The sequence below is a fragment of the Muricaecibacterium torontonense genome, from assembly GCF_004793925.1.
GTDB classification, from domain to species: domain Bacteria; phylum Actinomycetota; class Coriobacteriia; order Coriobacteriales; family Atopobiaceae; genus Leptogranulimonas; species Leptogranulimonas caecicola.
In genome coordinates this window covers 14,138-30,960 of sequence record NZ_SRYE01000005.1, presented here as the reverse complement: position 1 = coordinate 30,960, position 16,823 = coordinate 14,138, and the positions used below count along the sequence as shown (strand labels likewise).

The window sequence follows — 16,823 nt, the reverse complement described above, 5'->3', positions numbered from 1 at the left end:
CCATGGCCAGCGCCGCCTACCCCGTATTGCACGAGGTAGGCGGCGCTTTCTTGTGGACCGGCAGCCAAGCAGCTGATGCATTGAGCAATAAGCGAGGGTGGAGTGGCTTGGATTGGCATGGGTTTGCGATGCCTATGCAACGATCGTTGCATTTATCCAGATCACTGTAGGGTTTTATACAATACTTTTTTAATCTATCAGATGTGGCGGTTCCAATTGGCACGAAAGGCGGTTAGGCGATAGAAAAACTGCCATAAAGCGCCTCTAGACGATAGATTTCCAAAGTTTGATTTCAAAACCCCAGGTAGAACAACTAGCTTGTCCTGACACGGTCATGCATGCCATCGCCTAATGGCGTTTCGTGCCAAAGGCGGCGTCATGCCTGCCGCTAAGTGGTGCCAAGCCCCTCGCCACTTCCATGATTTAGATAAGCAACCTTCCTACTCACTTGCACGAATCCTTCCAGCGATCCAGATGCGGCAGCAGCGTGGCCATGAGCGACACCGCCTCCTCGCGGGAGATGTCCAATGCCTGAGCCTCAAGATCGGCAGTGCTCTCGATGAATTCGTCCATGGTCACGTCGCCAGAAGTGAACTCGCCGTCTGAGTAGCAGTACTTGCAATAGTGGTCATTGAGGCTTCCGTCGGCCTCGGTGCCGTGGATCGCCGGATCGGGAATAGGCATAGAGCAGCACTGGCAGTAGTATTCCTTGGGCATCTCGAAGAAGCGCTCCAGCGGCACCGAGAACACCGTGCAAATGAGCTTGACCATATCGATGCCGGGAGCCGTCTCGCCCGTCTCCCACCTTGACACCGCTTGGCGGGTCACATAGAGCTGCCGAGCCATCTCCTCTTGGGTGATGCCGGCTCCCTTGCGAATAGAGACGATGACGTCTTTCATGGCCATGGGTTCCTCCTGGGACAGATGAGCGTTATCACCATCATGAGGGGCCACCCGTCAGGCTGACAAGAAACAGACCGTTGCAACATGGGCCACCCCCTGCCTAATGACGGCATAGCTGGCCGTGCGCAAAAAAGACGCGCTGGATTGGATGCCAGCGCGTCTTTGTATAGACCTTCGGTCAAAGAGAGGCACAGCTATGCACGAGCGGTGCAATAGGCTAGGCCATGATCTGACGGAACATGCCCATCACGTCATCGTAGGAAGCGTCACGAGGATTGCCGGGGAAACAAGCATCGGCCATAGCATCGTTTACAAGCGTATCGAGCTCGTCATCTACGATGGCATCGCAGACGATGGGGATGTCCACATCCACGGAAAGCTGCTTGACTGCGGCGATGGCGGCGTCGGCCGCCTCGTCAGCGGTCATGCCGGTAGTGTCAACGCCCATGGCAACCGCGACGTCGGCGAGGCGATCGGTCACCGCAGGCTTGTTGAACTCCATGGCGATGGGAAGCAGCATGGCGCAGGCTACGCCGTGAGGCGTGTCGTAATGGGCAGAAAGGGTATGGGCCATGGAGTGGTCGACGCCCAGTCCCACATTGGAGAAGCCCATGCCGGCGATGTACTGGGCAAGCGCCATCCCCTCGCGGCCAGAACCGGGCTTGCCGCTCTTGGCCTCGGCTACGGCGTCACGAAGGTGCTTGGCAATGAGCTCGATGGCCTTGAGATGGAACATGTCGGACATCTCCCAGGCGCCCTTGGTGGTATAGCCCTCGATGGCGTGGGTGAGAGCGTCCATGCCCGTGGCGGCGGTGAGACCGGCAGGCATAGTGGCCATCATCTCAGGATCCACCACGGCGACCTCAGGGGCGTCGTTGGTGTCGACGCACACGAACTTGCGCATCTTCTCGGGGTCGGTAATCACATAATTGATTGTCACCTCGGCTGCGGTGCCGGCGGTGGTGGGCACAGCAATGGTGAAGACAGCATGATTCTTGGTGGGAGCGACCCCTTCGAGCGAGCGAACGTCGGCGAACTCGGGATTGGTGATGATGACGCCGATGGCCTTAGCGGTGTCCATGGCAGAGCCGCCGCCCACCGCCACGATAGCGTCGGCGCCGGAAGCCTTAAACGCCTCCACGCCGTCTTGCACGTTCTTGATGGTGGGATTGGGCTTGATATCGGAGTAGACCACGTAGGGAATACCGGCCTCATCCAGCAAGTCGGTGACCTTGGTGACCACACCAAACTTCACCAGATCGGGATCGGTGCACACAAAAACCTTCTCAAAGCCGCGGCGGCTAAGCTCGCCGGGAATCTCGGCGATGGCGCCAGTGCCATGATAGGAAATCGTGTTCAAGACGATTCGATTGGCCATGACAAATCCTTTCTCAAAAAGGCCGCCCCTCTGACGGCCTTCAGCTCTATTGCAGTATGGATGAAGACAAGCTTAATTCTCGTCTAGAAGGGCTTTAACCTTGGCGAGCTGCTGGTCCGAAAGTTGAACTGCGGGGTCAAAGATCTTGGTGGAGATGGGAAGCCCCTGCGCCTTCACCGCGCCCTTGATGGCCGAGACGAAGAGGTCTGCGCAGTCGTAGACGCTCATGAGACGGGAGATCTTCTCGGCACAAGCGAACGCGGTATCCAGGTCATGGACCTTGTAGGCACGATCCATAGTGCCAAAGATCTCGGGCACCACGTTGGTGAGGCCGCAAAGCACACCGTTGCCGCCCGCGATGCGATTGGGGATGTAGTACTCGTCAAAGCCGGAGAGCACGGAGAACTGGGGGTTCACGGCGCGCACGGCGTTGATCATCTGGCGAGTGTGGGAGATGGTGTCCACGGTGTCCTTGATGCCCAGGATGTTGGGGTAGCGCGCAGCCAGGGTGGCAACCAGCTCGGGGGCGAGGTCGGTGCCGGTGCGGGCCGGGAAGTTATAGAGGATCACAGGGACATCTACGGCCTGGGCGATGCCGCCAAAGTAGTTTTGGGCACAGTCGGGGCTGGGGCCAAAGTAGTAGGGAGAGACGGCGAGCACCGCGTCGACGCCAGCCTTCTCAGAGTATTGAGCCAGTTCGAGCACGTTGGCATAGGTGGTGTCGCCGATACCCGCGAAGACCTTCATGCGGCCGCCCACGTGCTTGACGGCAAAGTCGATAGCACGCTTCTTGTCTTCTAAGGACACCGAGTAAAACTCGCCAATGGAGCCAAAGAGCAGCACGCCGGTGATGCCTGCCTCGGCCAGGTGGTCCAGGTGACGGCCCCAAAGCTCGAGATCGAGCTCACCCTCGTCATTGGTGATAGTAATTGATGGACAGAACACGCCGTCAAACATGGACGGTCCTTTCGATTCGCGAGAATGCCAGGCAGCCCCTTTGAGCCACCTGACACTTTCTGATTGCTAGAGTGAGGCGTTAGGCCAGGGCTTCCCCTTCATAAACCACGCCTTTTTGCAGGATGACATTGGCATACTGCGCTCGCTCGCCGGTGGCAACCACCACGTAGGCCTTGGAGGCCTTCTCGTAGAAGGGGAAGCGGTCCACCATGCCGATGGTTGCGGCCCCGCGGTCATCCACCCGGGCCACCAGCTGGGCGTAGGTATCCCAGATGGGGCTCTCTACGGTGTCGCCGGGAACCTTAGCCATGAGGGTGACAGGGTTGTCCACGTACTGGTCCAGCGGCATGAGCGCGAGGATTGCACGGAGCAGCTCGGCTCCGCCATGGCCGTCACAACGGATGACCAGGGAGTTCTTGCCCACGGACTCCGCGGGGAAGTTAGCGTCGGCGATGACCAGGGTGTCGCCGTGGCCCATCTCGTCCATGGCGCAGAGAAGCTTGGGAGGAATGAGAGGTGAAATGCCTTTGAGCACAACGGTTCCTTTCCAAAGATGCGCTAGAGCTGAATGCCGTAACAGTCGCAGGCATTCTCGCAGAAGAGGCGCTCGTCGTCGCCAAAGACTTCGCGGACGCTTGCCAAGTGCTCGGCCAGGCTGGAATACATGCCAACCACAGGCCAGTTGGAGGCATAGAGCAGACGAGCAGGATCGAAGGTCTCCTTCACAAAGGTGAGGACCGAGGTGGCAAAGTCCTTATCGGCAGTGGGGAAACCAGATACCTTGAGATAGAGGTTGGGCAGCTGAGCCAGAGAGGCCATGGTCGCGCGGTAGTCCTCGGTGAAGCTCTCAGGAGTCACGTTGCCCAGGTGGTTCAAGACCACGGTGGCTTCAGGGACTTGGGAGAATGCCTCAAGCGCGATGGGCAGGTCCTCCACCCGGTTGCAGGACTCGAAGGGCTTGCCTGCGCCGGCCAGCACACGAAGGCCGGCGATGAAGTTGGGGTCCAGGGCACGATCTTTGGGCTGAGAGCCGATATGCAGCGGTTCGCGAACACCGGTGGCAAAGACCGGCAGCCGCATCCAGGGCTCCACGCGAGCGCGCATCATGGTGGCCAGGATCTTGGGATCCTGACTCATGCGCTCCCAGGTAAGACGATCCTCCAGCAAAGGATCTACACCGTCGACCTCCACATAGACGCCGCCGAGAAAATCTACCCCGCCAATAGCGGCATAGGCCACCTCGAGTTCCTCAAGGGTGTAGGTGTGGGTGATGGAGCCGTCGGTTCCTTCAAGCCAGGGAAGCTCCTGGGCGTCGAGATCCCATACGTGAAAGTGCGCGTCAATGAGTTGAAGAGCCATGGTTACTTTGCCTCCAAACCAAGCTTCGAGCCCTTAAGGCCGTACCAGGCCACATAGGCCAAGGAGGGCACGGCGACGATCATGGCGAAGCAGGTGCTGCCGGTGGCGTCGATGAGCACGCCCGCCAGAGGCGGAATGAGCGCGCCGCCCACGATGGACATGATGAGCAGGGAGGACGCAGTCTTGGTAGCAGCGCCGTGCAGACCGGACAGAGTGAGCGAGAAGACGGTGGGATAGCCGATGGACATGAACAGGAACGCCAAGATGAGCGCGATCACCGAGACAGGACCAAGTCCCAGGAAGGTGACGAAGAATAGGATGGCAGCGGCACCCATGTAGATGCCCAGCATCTTGCCAGCATCGAACTTGGCCAAAAGGGGCACCGAGGCAAAGCGGCCCAGAGTGAACAGCAGCGAGAGGATGGAGAGCATGGCGGCTGCAGCGCCTGCCTCAAGGCCGGCCCACTGGGAGAGGGCTACGCCCGAGAAGAGCGACATACCAATAGTCTGGATGCCCACGTAGAGAAACTCGGCGACAACGCCCAGCGCCACGTGAGGACGCTTGAGGATGGCGCTCAAAGAGACGTCCTTTTCATGAAGCTCGTCGCCAGACTCCATACCGGCCACGTCGCCGGGAGGAGTGGGGAGCTTCACCAGGATGAAGATGGCCAGAAGCGCCAAAAGCACGACGCCGATGACGATGTAGACCGTGCGCATGGAGGTCAAGAACTCCATCTTGGCCGCATCGAAGCCAGGCTGGCCCGCCGAGACGGTGGCGCCCAGGATTTGAGCCAGGATGAGGGGGCCCACCATAGTGCCCACGCCGTTGAAGCCCTGGGCCAGATTGAGGCGCATGGCCTCGTGGCGCTCATCGCCCAGCTTAGTGATGTAGGGATTGCAGTTGGCCTCGAGGCTGGAGGCGCCAGCGGCGATCACAAACATGGAGACCAAAAAGATAGCGTAGCTGGCAGTGCTGGTGGCAGGCACCGTGATGAAGGAGCCAATGGCAAAGAGGGCGATGCCCAAGATCACGCCGCCTTTGTAGCCAAAGCGCTTGGCCACCATGGTGGCAGGGATCGCCATGACGAAGTAGGCGCCATAGTAAGCCACTTGAAGCAGAGAGGCCTCGGTAGCCGAGAGCTCCAGGTAGTTTTCCATGGGGCTGTTGAGGCCGTTGACCAAGTTCATAGCCAGGCCCCAAATGAAGAACAGGGAGGTCACCAGAGCGATGGCGATGGTAGCCTTGGCGCCCTTGGTTTGAGCTTTGCCCGCAGATGAGGTCATGATAGGGATACCTCCGGATTAGCTCAGGGCACGATCGAGATGCACATAGCCACCGTCCACGAAGACCCACTGGCCGGTGGTGTGAGAGGAGCGGTCGGAGAGCAGGAAGGCGCAGGCGTCGGCGATCTCCTCGGTGGAGGTCATACGGTGCTCCAGGGGGATCTTGTCGGTGATCACCTTGAGACGAGCCTCCTGTGCCGCCTCGTCGCCAAAGGTCTTGATCCAGTTGGCGTAGAGCGGAGTCCAGGCCTCGGCTACCACAATGGCGTTGACGCGCACGTCGTCTGCGGCAAAGGCGGCGGCCCATTCGCGAGTGAGTCCCAGGATGGCGCCCTTAGCGGCAGCATAGGCGCTGGTCTTGCCCTGGCCGGTGAGGGCGGTCTTGGAGGAGATGTTCACGATGGAGCCCTTGGACGCCTTGAGGTAGGGGCAGGTCTCGTGTACCAGCTCGTAGTAATGGGTGAGGTTGCCGTGGATGGACTCCTCGAACTCGCGCCAAGAGGTGGTCTCCACATCCTTGTTGTCGTTCTTGCCGGCGTTGTTCACCACGCCGTCGATGTGGCCGTACTTGGCGTAGACCTCATCGACGATGGGCTTGATCTCGTCAGTGTTGTTGAGGTCGATGAAGAAGATCTCGTAGGTAGAGGTGACCTCCTCGAGCTCCTTGCGAAACTCGTCCTCAGCGCCGTCCTGGCGGTTGAGGATCACGGGGATGGCGCCTTCGCGGGCGAGCTCGAACACGATGCCCTTGCCAATGCCCTTGAACCCGCCGGTAACAAAAACGACTTTGCCTTCGAGGTGGAGATCCATGGTGATTCCCTTCTTTCTTACCCTTGTGGCCGCTCTTGCCACAAGGGTCGATTTGGAATGACACTTGATACTGGGCAGGCGCCCAGGAAACGCCTACATGTAGTTGCAGAGGTGAGGTAGCGCCGTCTCGGTGTAGCCGATGGCCTCGGCACAGGTGAGACGACCGTTGCATACCTCGATGAGCTCGTCGATCATGGCATCGCGCAGCTCAACCATGGTTTGGGGGCCATAGATGGTGGCACTTGCATCAAAGTCGATGTTGTCGGCCATAGTGCGGGCTGTCACGCGGTTGGCCGTAAGGCGATAGACCGGAGCCATGGCGTTGCCTGTGGGCGTGCCCTGGCCGGTGGAGAAGACCACCAGCTGGCAGCCGCCAGCCACAAGACCAGATACCGAGGTGGGGTCGTTGCCGGGAGTGTCCATGATGACGAGGCCTTCGTGAGCCTTGAGCTGGCCGGCATAGGGATACACCGCATTGATGGGGCTGTGACCGCCCTTGTGGATGCAGCCCAAAGACTTCTCCTCCAAGGTGGTAAGGCCGCCAGCGATATTTCCTGGGCTGGGGTTTCCCTGGCGCATCTCGGCGCCAAAAAGGTGCACGTAATCCTCGTAGTCCTTCACAATACGCAGGATCTCCTGGCCCACCTCAGGGGTGGCGGCACGCCTGGCCAAGATCTGCTCGGCACCAAAGAACTCGGAGGTCTCGCAGAGCACCGAGGTGCCCCCTTGGGCAACGAGCCAGTCGGACACCTCGCCGATGAGGGGGTTTGAGCCCAGGCCGCTGGTGGTGTCGGAACCGCCGCAGTTGGTGCCCAGGATAAGCTCGGAGATGTCGCAGGGCACGCGCTGCTCTGCAGCGGCGGTCTCAGCCAGGCGGCGGGCGATGCGGATGCCTTCGTCCACGGCGTTGATAGAGCCGCCTACCTGCTGGATCACCAGGGTCTCAACGGGCTTGTCAGTGCGCTGGCGGATGGCATCCACCACCAGGTCGTTCTGACAGCCCTCGCAGCCCAAAGACACCGCTAGCACCGAGGCGATGTTTGGGTTGGCTGCGAAGCCGGCCATGGCGTCCATGGTCATCTGCTGGTCGGCCGGCACCTGGGAGCAGCCATTCTGGTTGTGGAAGGACACGCAGCCCTCCACGGCATTGGCGATGCGCTCGGTGGTGTCGGATGCGCAGATGCTGGTGGGCAGCACCAATACATGGTTGCGGATGCCCACTCGGCCGTCGGCGCGGCGATAGCCGTTGAACGTCTTAGTCATGGTCGACCTCCTCAGCGGCGCGCAGGCCGTCAGTGGACATGCAGTTATGGGTATGGACATGTGCGCCTGAGACGATGTCTTGGGTGGTCAGGCCGATGTACTCGCCGTACTTCACCACGGCTTCGCCCTTGGCGATGGGGCGACGGGCCACCTTGTGGTACAGGGGAACGTCATCTGCAGCCACAAGCTCGAAGGACTCGCCTTTACGGTTGACGTAGGCCACAGGAGAACCTGCGGAAATGGGTTCGATGGCAACCACTACGTTGTCGGCGTCATCGATAAGCACCGCATTGCGCATGGAGACCTCCTCGCAGGCAACTGTTTAGTCGCTCTGTGCAAGTTCGTATATACGAACTTAGTTAGTTATTACGATTGCTATACTAGGGTGCAAGTTTTCAAATGGGCGCGTCGACTCCCCAGGCACACCATGAACGGATGCTTTTCGACCGCGAACGGTTATTTTAGGGGCTTAACCACTCAATCTGAAAACTATTTGAATGCTCATAGTAAGCGAGGTAACATGGCACCATCCCACGCTCCTGCCCACAGGACCACCCAACGCATCCTCGAAATCCTCACCTTGATAGCTGCCGAGAAAGACGGCCTTTCCTTGACCGATCTCTGCCGTGCCATGGATGCCCCCAAAGGCAGTCTCTACCCCATCCTAAAAACCATGTCTGACCAGCGGTTCCTTTCCCAGGATCCCACAAGCGGCCGCTATCATATGGGTGCCATGACCGCCCTTTGCGGCCGAGCCTTCGAGCAAAACGATGGCACCTTCAAGTTGTTAAACGAGTGTGCCCGCCAGGTGGTGGATGCCTGCGGAGAGACCTGTCAAGTGGGTTTTCGCGATGGCTCCTACGTACGTTATCTGCTGCGCGTGGACTCTCCCCAGCCCGTAAGGCTCGCCAGCGTCCCGGGTGTCACCCTCCCCTTGCACACCACCGCCATTGGCAAAGCCCTTCTCTCCGCCCTCCCTAACCAGGAGGTGGATCAGCTGGTAAAGATCCCTTGGGAGCGCCTCACCTCCCACACCTTGGCCACGCCGGAGCTGCTCCACCTGGAGCTCGACCAAGTGCGTGCCGGCGACTTCGCCTATGACCGCGGCGAGACTTCCGAAGGCGTCACCTGCATCGCGCTGCCTGTGCACAAAGGCGACCAGATCCCCTGGGGCATTGGCGTGACTACCCCGGCCTTTAGGTTGGATCAGCACAAGGAAGCCCTCATCAAAGAGGTGCTCGCCGCCTCCCGCGCCACGCTGGAGTCGCTGCTGGCCTAAAGGCCCTTGCCTCAAAGCACTGTTCTCAGACGACCCTGCCGAGAAGCCCCCCCCTTCTTGGTAGGGTCGTTTTTCTCGGCAGCCAAAGACCTTCTGCTCGCTTCAAGGCACCCATGGAACTCGATGCTTTCAAGTTGCTTCCATAGCTATGACATAACTTTGGGGCCTAATGATTCGGTACCTTGCAATCTTTGGGAGAGGGGAATAGGATGCTAAAGCCGGACTGACAAGTATTTGAGGGAGGGTGTCCATGGGCGACCTATCGTCGCGAAATGAGCTGGTAGCAGCCATCTTGGGTGACATCAAATCGCTAGGGCACACGCTCTATTTTCACCACAGGGGAGTCTCGGGGCAACCGCAGATCCTCTGCGAGCTCTATGACCATGGGGGCCAGTTGACCCAGCGCGATCTGGGCGAGCGCTTTCAAATCACGCCCGGTTCCCTCTCTGAGGTGCTCACGCGCATGGAGCACGGGGAGCTTATCTGCCGCACCCGTGATCCGGAAGACAGCCGCAAGCTCATCGTGAAGCTCACGGAGCGCGGGGCTCACGCAGCAGCAGAAGAGATCAAGAAGCGCGATGCCTTTGGTGCCTGGTGCCTATCGTGTTTAAGCGATCAGGAGCAGCGAGAGCTTCGCGACCTGTTGGATAGGGTGCGCGCCCATTGGAACGATGTCGAAGCAAAGGAGAGCGATGATTAAACGACTCATGCAAAGCGTCCGCCAGTACAAGCGGCCTGCTATCGCCACTCCAATCTTGGTGACCGGCGAAGTGATCATCGAGGTGCTCATCCCCTTTGTCACCGCTCAGCTCATCGACGCCATCAACGGCGGCGCCCAGATGCCTGAGATCTTGAAGGCGGGCGCCCTGTTATTGGCGTTGGCCCTCATCTCTTTGGCCTTTGGCACCCTGGCAGGCATCACCTGCTCCCGTGCAGCGGCGGGCTTTGCCAAAAACCTGCGCCAGGACATGTTCTACAACATTCAGACCTTCTCCTTCGCCACCATCGACAAGTTCTCCACCCCGTCTTTGGTGACCCGCATGACCACCGACGTCACCAATGTCCAGATGTCGTTCATGATGATCATCCGCACCGCCATCCGCGCCCCTATGATCATCATCTTCGCCATGGTCATGGCCTTCTCTATGGCCGGGTCCCTCGCCTGGATCTACGTCTATGTCACCATTCCTTTGGCCTTCGGCCTCTTCTTCGTGATCCGAAAAGTACTTCCTATCTTTCGCCGGGTCTTTCGCAAGTACGATGCCCTCAATGAGTCGGTAGAAGAAAACGTCTCCGGCATTCGTGTGGTAAAGAGCTTTGTGCGCGAGAAGTTCGAGATGAAGAAGTTCGACGTGGCAGCCACCGACGTGCAGATGGACTTCACCCGCGCCGAGAAGCTCTTGGCCTTAAACGGCCCCATGATGAACCTCTCTGTGTCGGTCATCTTCCTGTGCGTCATCTACTTTGCCAGTCAGGCCATCATCACCAGCCGCGGCACCCTGGTAAACATCGGCCAGTTCTCCTCGCTCTTCACCTACGGCTTCATGATCCTCATGAGCCTCATGATGTTCTCCATGATCTTTGCCATGATCGCCATGTCGCTGGAGAGCGCCAGGCGTATCTGCGAGGTGCTCGAGGCCACCACGACCATTCACGATCCCGAGAACCCCGTGGCCTCAGTGGCGGACGGCTCCATCGAGTTTGACGACGTGTCCTTCTCCTACAACGGTTCCACCGAGCGCGTGGCCCTCCACGACATCAACCTCTCCATCAAGAGCGGCGAGACCATAGGCATCATCGGCGGCACTGGCTCTGCCAAGTCCACGCTAGTGCAGCTCATCCCCCGCCTCTACGACGTCACAGCCGGCACCGTCAAGGTAGGCGGAGTAGACGTGCGCGACTACGACCTGGACACGCTGCGCCACGCCGTATCCATGGTGCTTCAAAAGAACGTGCTTTTTAGCGGCACCATCGCCGACAACCTGCGTTGGGGCAATCCAGAGGCCACCATGGACCAGATCATCGAAGCCTGCCGCTTGGCCCAAGCCAACGAGTTTGTGGAGCGCTTCCCCGATGGCTACGACACCTATATAGAGCAGGGAGGCACCAACGTCTCCGGCGGCCAAAAACAGCGCCTCTGCATCGCCCGCGCCCTCTTGGCACGGCCCAAGGTGCTCATCCTTGACGACTCCACCAGCGCCGTGGACACCAAGACCGACGCCCTGATCCGCCAGGGTTTCGAGTCCTACATCCCCGAGACCACCAAGATCATCATCGCCCAACGCACCAGCTCGGTGAAGGATGCAGACCGCATCGTGCTCATGGACAGAGGCACCATCCAAGACATAGGCACCCATGAGGAGCTTTTGCGCCGCTCCCCTATCTACCGCGAGGTGTACCTGTCCCAAAACAAGCAGTCTCATGACGAGAAGCTCGACGACATCGATCGCAAGGAGGCCGCCAATGCCCGCTAAACCCCAGGCTGCTGCCAAGCGCTCGCCCATCAAGCCCCAGGTCATAGGAAGGGTGTTCAAGTCGCTCTTCCGCTTCTACCCGGTGCTCATGCCCATCGTGTTTCTCTGCCTCATCATCAACGCCCTCACCAACGCCGTGCCTGCCATCTTCATGCAGCAGGCCTTGACCATCGTGGCTGCCCATTGGCAGACAGGCGACTGGGCGGCTGCGGCAGGCCCCCTCACCCAGCTCACCTTCACGCTGGCCTGCTGCTACGCTGCAGGCCTCACCGCCAACTTCACCTGGAACCGCCTCATGGCCATCATCTGCCAAGGCACCCTCAAGAAGCTGCGCGAAGAGATGTTCGACCACATGGAGACGCTGCCCATCCGCTACTTCGACACCCATGTGCACGGCGACATCATGTCTTACTACACCAACGACATCGACGCGCTGCGCCAGATGATCTCCCAATCGCTGCCCCAAGTGACCATGACCTGCCTGGTGCTCTTATCGGCATTCTTCATTATGCTGTGGTACTCGGTCTGGATGACCATCGTGGTGGTGCTGGGTGTGGCGGTCATGGCGCTGTGCTCCAAGGCGCTGGCCGGAAGGTCTGCCAGGTTCTTCTTGGCCCAGCAGCGAGCCATCGCCTCGGTCGAGGGCCATGTGGAAGAGATCATGAACGGCGAGCGCGTGGTGCAGGTCTTCTGCCACCAAAAGGAGTGCGAGGCGGACTTCGACCGCTACAACGAGCGCCTCTATGAGGCCAGCCGCAAAGCCAACACCTTCGCCAACATCTTGGGCCCCATCCTCATGAACATGGGCAATGTGATCTACGTCATCGTTGCCGTGGTGGCAGGCCTACTGCTTGCCTTGGACGTGCCCAGCCTCTCCATCTCGGGCGCCGCGTTCACCATCGCCATCGCCGTGCCCTTCCTGAACATGACCAAGCAGTTCGCCGGCCAGATCGGCCAGATCTCCCAGCAGGTGAACCCCATCGTCATGGGCATGGCCGGCGCAGAGCGCGTCTTCCAGCTCATCGACGAGCCCTCCGAGACCGACTCTGGGTATGTGCGCTTGGTAAACGCCAAGATGGAAGGCGACCAGCTCACCGAGGCTCCCGAGCGCACCGGCCTTTGGGCCTGGAAGCATCCCCATCATGATGGCACCACCACCTACACCCTGCTGGCAGGAGACGTGCGCTTCTTCGACGTGGACTTTGGCTACACCCCCAACCACACCGTGCTCCACGACGTATCCCTCTTTGCCAAGCCTGGCCAAAAGGTAGCCTTTGTGGGTGCCACGGGCGCAGGCAAGACCACTATCACCAACCTCATCAACCGCTTCTACGACATCGCAGACGGCAAGATCCGCTATGACGGCATCAACATCAACAAGATTCGCAAGAACGACCTTCGCCGATCGCTGGGCATCGTGCTCCAAGACGTCAACTTGTTCACTGGCACCGTGCTGGAAAATATCCGCTACGGGCGCCTCAACGCCACCGACGAGGAGTGCTTCGACGCCGCCAAGCTTGCAGGGGCCCATGACTTCATCGAGCGTTTGCCAGAGGGCTACAACACCCTCCTTACCGACAATGGCGCGCAACTGTCACAAGGTCAGCGTCAGCTGGTCTCCATCGCCCGCGCTGCCGTGGCCGATCCTCCAGTCATGATCCTGGACGAAGCCACCAGCTCCATCGACACCCGCACCGAGGCCATCGTCCAACGCGGCATGGACGCCCTCATGAAGGGCCGCACCACCTTTGTGATCGCCCACCGCCTCTCCACGGTGCGCAACGCCGACGTCATCATCGTGCTCGACCATGGCCGCATCATCGAACGCGGCAATCACGAGGAGCTCATCGCCAAGAAGGGCACCTACTACCAGCTCTATACTGGAGCCTTCGAGCTAGAGTAAGCTGATAGGCGCCTACGTCTATGAGCTTACTCTGGGCACCCGCCAGCAGCTCCAGCTGGCCCAGGCGCGCTGCGACCACAGGTGCGAGCTTCTCGGCATCGAGAAAGCGGCGCCCACCACCATCCAACAAGATAGGTTGGGTATCGACTCCGCAAGCCCCATCTGGCGTATCACACGCCTCCACTATCTCGATGGATGCCCCAGGATCGTTGAGCGCTCTTGTATGGCCTGCGCCCGTGTCCCCTCCCTTGACGTCGACCAAGCCGCGGGCTCTTTGGCCCAGGTGCTCCACCAGTCGGGCTCTGGCCCCCTGCACGCCCGTGAAGTGCTGGGTGCGGTAGCTCTTACCTCAGCCAACGCCGCGCTCTTGGATGCCAAGCCTGGCCAGCCCGCCTTTCGCCTAGAACGGGAGGTCTTTGACGAGCAGGGACGCTGCTGGGAATATGGCCTTCGCGCCATGTGCGGACACGACCTGCGCTTTGACATCCTCACTGCCGAGAAGGACGACGATCCGTTTTGCTACTAATTCCTTAGGTGCAGACAAAGGCTGCCTGAAGCCCAGGATGCCAGTCTTGAGCTGCGATTTTGCTGCAAGCCCAACGAGAACAAACTCCCCTCTTACCTACCTTGACGACTCCCTCTAGAGTCAAAGCATGAAGACCGGACTCATACGCTGCAGGAGGCTCTCATGCTGGCAGACTTTCATGTGCATTCAAACTTTTCCGACGACTCCGTCTACGAGGCGGCCAATGTGGCCCGCGATGCCTACGAGCAAGGCATTGAAGCCCTGTGCTCACCGACCATGTGGATTACGGCGTCAAGCCCGATGCCGGTGAGACTCCTTGGCGCTACGACCCCGACAATGGCAAAGGCGTCACCAACGTGGACTACGCCCGCTACTTCCCCGCCCTAGGCGCGCTTCGCGAATTGTGGGAGCACAGGCTCTCCATTGGCATTGGTCTTGAATTTGGTGTCCAACGCCACACCGTTCCCGCCTTTGAGCAGGTGCTCGATCAGTGGGGTGATCAGCTTGACTTTGTGTTGCTCTCCATCCATCAAGTGGGCGATCGGGAGTTTTGGAACGGCGACTACCAGCAAGGGCGCGAGCAGGCGCAAATCCATGGAGCCTACTACGACGAGATGCTCGCCGTCATAGACGCGTTCTCTGGTTGGGACAGCCTTGCCCACATGGACCTCATTCGCCGCTACGACCCTTATGGCCCCTATCCCTTCGACGCCACACGCGACCAAGTGGCCGCCATCCTCGAGCAGCTCATCGCCCAGGACAAGGCTCTGGAAGTAAACACCTCTTCCTGGCGCTATCGGCTGGACGACCTGCAACCCTCGACGCCCCTGCTCAAACTCTATCGCGACCTAGGAGGGACTCTTCTCACCCTGGGCAGCGACTCTCACAAGCCGGAGCATCTTGGCGCCCATTTGAGCGACGCTCAACAGACCCTGCGAGACCTAGGCTTTGAGTCCTTTGTCACCTACGAGCACCATGTGCCCACCGAGCATGGGCTTGCAGAATAGCTGATCCTGCGTTTTTCTCCTATACAAAATACAGCCTTTGAAGGTTACTGGCCACCGTCACAGTACGAAAAGGCCGAATCAGCCTAAAATGTCTCGCTAAGGTTGGGAGTCAACCTGTCTACGAAAACAATAAAATGGCTTTGGAGGAATATCCTCGAGCCATTTCCCAGAAGCATAGGGAAAATGCGATGATCTTGAGAGGAGCAGATACACTGCTCTTGGCAACAAGTTGTTTGCAACTTACCTCTGACACTTTAGCAATAACGCTTTGGTGATATCTATTTTATTTCTCTTTCTTCGGAGTCGCTTTCATGAGCATCACTGTGATTATCCCTACCTACAACCATGCCAACACCATAGAAAAGACTGTAGACAGCGTCCTTTCTCAAGCGCCAAAAGGATCTTCTCTTTATGATCAAGTAGCCATAGTTGTTTGTGACGACGCCAGCATTGACGATACCGTGGCTGTGGTAGAACGCCTTTCGCAAAATGACAAGCGCATCTCGCTCATCGTGAGCCCTCATAATCAAGGAACGCTTCTCAATCGCAAACAAGGTGTTTTATCAGCCACAACTCCCTGGGTCATGCTCATGGATGCCGATGATGAACTGGCTGCTGGAACCCTAGAAAAGCTACTTCAAGAAGCTAAGACCGATCCAGCCCAAATCCTTCATTTTGGAGTAGAGATAGTTGCAGAAAATAACAAGGCCTATGAGGCGGCTGCAGGCATGGAGCATTTTCTTACTCCACCGGTACGATCACTTCAGGATGACACTATCCTTCAAATCCAGTTTTCAGAATCCAATGGGTTTGACTGGCATGTACATCACAAACTTTACGACCGAGAACTACTTCAAAATGCTTATACTGCCGCTGCCGATACCTTTTTAATCTTGTCAGATGATATCTATCTTTGTTTCATTATTGACTCATTGGCTCATAGCTATCGTGCTATTCCTCAAGCTCCATGGTATCGGTATCATCTGGGTGCGGGAGACACTTTTGGCAATGCCATGGACCTCAAACACCTTTCAACTCTTGCTCAAGCAGAAGCGGATGCCTACAAGCTTATGGATGATTATGCCAACAGTCCTCAAGCACCTATGCGTAAAGATTGGGCCGACCGGCTTCGCGACGCTAAGGAACGCATCATCTTTCATACCATGAACGAATGGTATGACAATCTCCCTGATAAGGATAGACCAGCAGGCATAGACCTCATTATCTCTGCCTGGCAGCCTGTAGGTGGACTACCTGCTATGGCTGCAGAACTATGGCGTTTTATCCGTGACGAGGCCTACGGTCTTTGGATAACCGAAGACCGTGCGACGCCCCAAGCCCAAACGCAAAAGCAGCACATCGATTCTCTGTTGGAAATCGTTACAAAAGTAGAAGCCCATTCATCTTTCGATGCCACAAATCACTATCGTTATGACACTATGAAAGCTGTTGCCCAGGGTCATCTTAGGGATTTAAGAATGTGGCCAGAGTATCTTTCAGAAAACCAGGCATCTCAAGTTTGCCCTCAGAGCAATTCTCGTATAACGTCCACCAATGAGAAAAATAGTGACTCTTGGCTTCATAGGATACGGCTAGCTGTAGACAAAATTATTAGCCCTAGTCGCTGACTAACTTTTCTACTGCAGCCTGTTAAATTTGTCGGCGTTGTCCCATTGCGAGG

General features: G+C 58.3%; 16 protein-coding genes. 7 read left to right on the top strand and 9 right to left on the bottom strand.

The genetic code is table 11. The features are described from left to right. Positions 1 to 444: 444 nt before the first annotated feature. From E5334_RS07705 to E5334_RS07665, 9 genes are all read right to left on the bottom strand, one after another. The gene (locus tag E5334_RS07705) at positions 445 to 906 is read right to left on the bottom strand and encodes a zinc ribbon domain-containing protein (RefSeq protein ID WP_136013018.1); all 462 of its coding nucleotides are present in this window, start codon (positions 904 to 906) and stop codon (positions 445 to 447) included. A gap of 214 nt (positions 907 to 1,120) precedes the next feature. Then, a complete protein-coding gene (gene fucO, locus E5334_RS07700; RefSeq protein ID WP_136013017.1) occupies positions 1,121 to 2,281 on the bottom strand; it encodes a lactaldehyde reductase in 1,161 nt (386 codons plus the stop codon). 72 nt (positions 2,282 to 2,353) lie between these two features. Further along, positions 2,354 to 3,238 (bottom strand): dihydrodipicolinate synthase family protein, encoded by an 885-nt coding sequence (locus E5334_RS07695; RefSeq protein WP_136013016.1) that lies wholly within the window; start codon positions 3,236 to 3,238, stop codon positions 2,354 to 2,356. Positions 3,239 to 3,317: 79 nt separating this feature from the next. After that, the gene (locus E5334_RS07690; RefSeq protein ID WP_136013015.1) at positions 3,318 to 3,773 is read right to left on the bottom strand and encodes an RbsD/FucU family protein; all 456 of its coding nucleotides are present in this window, start codon (positions 3,771 to 3,773) and stop codon (positions 3,318 to 3,320) included. A gap of 23 nt (positions 3,774 to 3,796) precedes the next feature. Next, the gene (locus E5334_RS07685; protein WP_136013014.1) at positions 3,797 to 4,597 is read right to left on the bottom strand and encodes an amidohydrolase family protein; all 801 of its coding nucleotides are present in this window, start codon (positions 4,595 to 4,597) and stop codon (positions 3,797 to 3,799) included. A 2-nt stretch (positions 4,598 to 4,599) separates the two neighbouring features. Beyond that, positions 4,600 to 5,880 (bottom strand): MFS transporter, encoded by a 1,281-nt coding sequence (locus E5334_RS07680; protein WP_136013013.1) that lies wholly within the window; start codon positions 5,878 to 5,880, stop codon positions 4,600 to 4,602. Positions 5,881 to 5,898: 18 nt separating this feature from the next. Then, positions 5,899 to 6,690 (bottom strand): SDR family oxidoreductase, encoded by a 792-nt coding sequence (locus E5334_RS07675; RefSeq protein WP_136013012.1) that lies wholly within the window; start codon positions 6,688 to 6,690, stop codon positions 5,899 to 5,901. Positions 6,691 to 6,783: 93 nt separating this feature from the next. Then, complete coding sequence (locus tag E5334_RS07670) at positions 6,784 to 7,953, bottom strand: UxaA family hydrolase (RefSeq protein ID WP_136013011.1); 1,170 nt, start codon at positions 7,951 to 7,953, stop codon at positions 6,784 to 6,786. Beyond that, on the bottom strand, positions 7,946 to 8,251 hold the full coding sequence (locus E5334_RS07665) for a UxaA family hydrolase (RefSeq protein WP_136013010.1): 306 nt from the start codon (positions 8,249 to 8,251) through the stop codon (positions 7,946 to 7,948). Before E5334_RS07665 ends, E5334_RS07670 begins: the two co-directional genes overlap by 8 nt. A 222-nt stretch (positions 8,252 to 8,473) precedes the next feature. Between E5334_RS07665 and E5334_RS07660 the strand changes: the two genes are divergently transcribed. From E5334_RS07660 to E5334_RS07630, 7 genes are all read left to right on the top strand, one after another. After that, positions 8,474 to 9,232, top strand: a complete 759-nt coding sequence (locus tag E5334_RS07660; RefSeq protein ID WP_167604351.1) for an IclR family transcriptional regulator — start codon at positions 8,474 to 8,476, stop codon at positions 9,230 to 9,232. Between the two features lie 250 nt (positions 9,233 to 9,482). Next, positions 9,483 to 9,932 carry a MarR family winged helix-turn-helix transcriptional regulator gene (locus tag E5334_RS07655; protein WP_136013008.1) on the top strand — a complete coding sequence of 150 codons (450 nt, stop codon included), beginning with the start codon at positions 9,483 to 9,485 and terminating at the stop codon, positions 9,930 to 9,932. After that, positions 9,925 to 11,706, top strand: a complete 1,782-nt coding sequence (locus E5334_RS07650) for an ABC transporter ATP-binding protein (protein ID WP_136013007.1) — start codon at positions 9,925 to 9,927, stop codon at positions 11,704 to 11,706. The genes E5334_RS07655 and E5334_RS07650 overlap by 8 nt, the downstream gene beginning before the upstream one ends. Continuing rightward, on the top strand, positions 11,696 to 13,609 hold the full coding sequence (locus E5334_RS07645) for an ABC transporter ATP-binding protein (RefSeq protein WP_136013006.1): 1,914 nt from the start codon (positions 11,696 to 11,698) through the stop codon (positions 13,607 to 13,609). The genes E5334_RS07650 and E5334_RS07645 overlap by 11 nt, the downstream gene beginning before the upstream one ends. A 1-nt stretch (position 13,610) precedes the next feature. Beyond that, entirely contained in the window at positions 13,611 to 14,135 is a 525-nt protein-coding gene (locus E5334_RS07640) for a UTRA domain-containing protein (RefSeq protein ID WP_136013005.1), read from the top strand. Positions 14,136 to 14,398: 263 nt separating this feature from the next. Further along, positions 14,399 to 15,142: a histidinol-phosphatase HisJ family protein gene (locus tag E5334_RS07635; RefSeq protein ID WP_275438990.1), complete on the top strand. Its 744-nt coding sequence runs from the start codon at positions 14,399 to 14,401 to the stop codon at positions 15,140 to 15,142. Positions 15,143 to 15,453: 311 nt separating this feature from the next. Next, complete coding sequence (locus tag E5334_RS07630) at positions 15,454 to 16,770, top strand: glycosyltransferase family 2 protein (RefSeq protein ID WP_136013004.1); 1,317 nt, start codon at positions 15,454 to 15,456, stop codon at positions 16,768 to 16,770. The last annotated feature ends 53 nt before the right edge of the window (positions 16,771 to 16,823 follow it).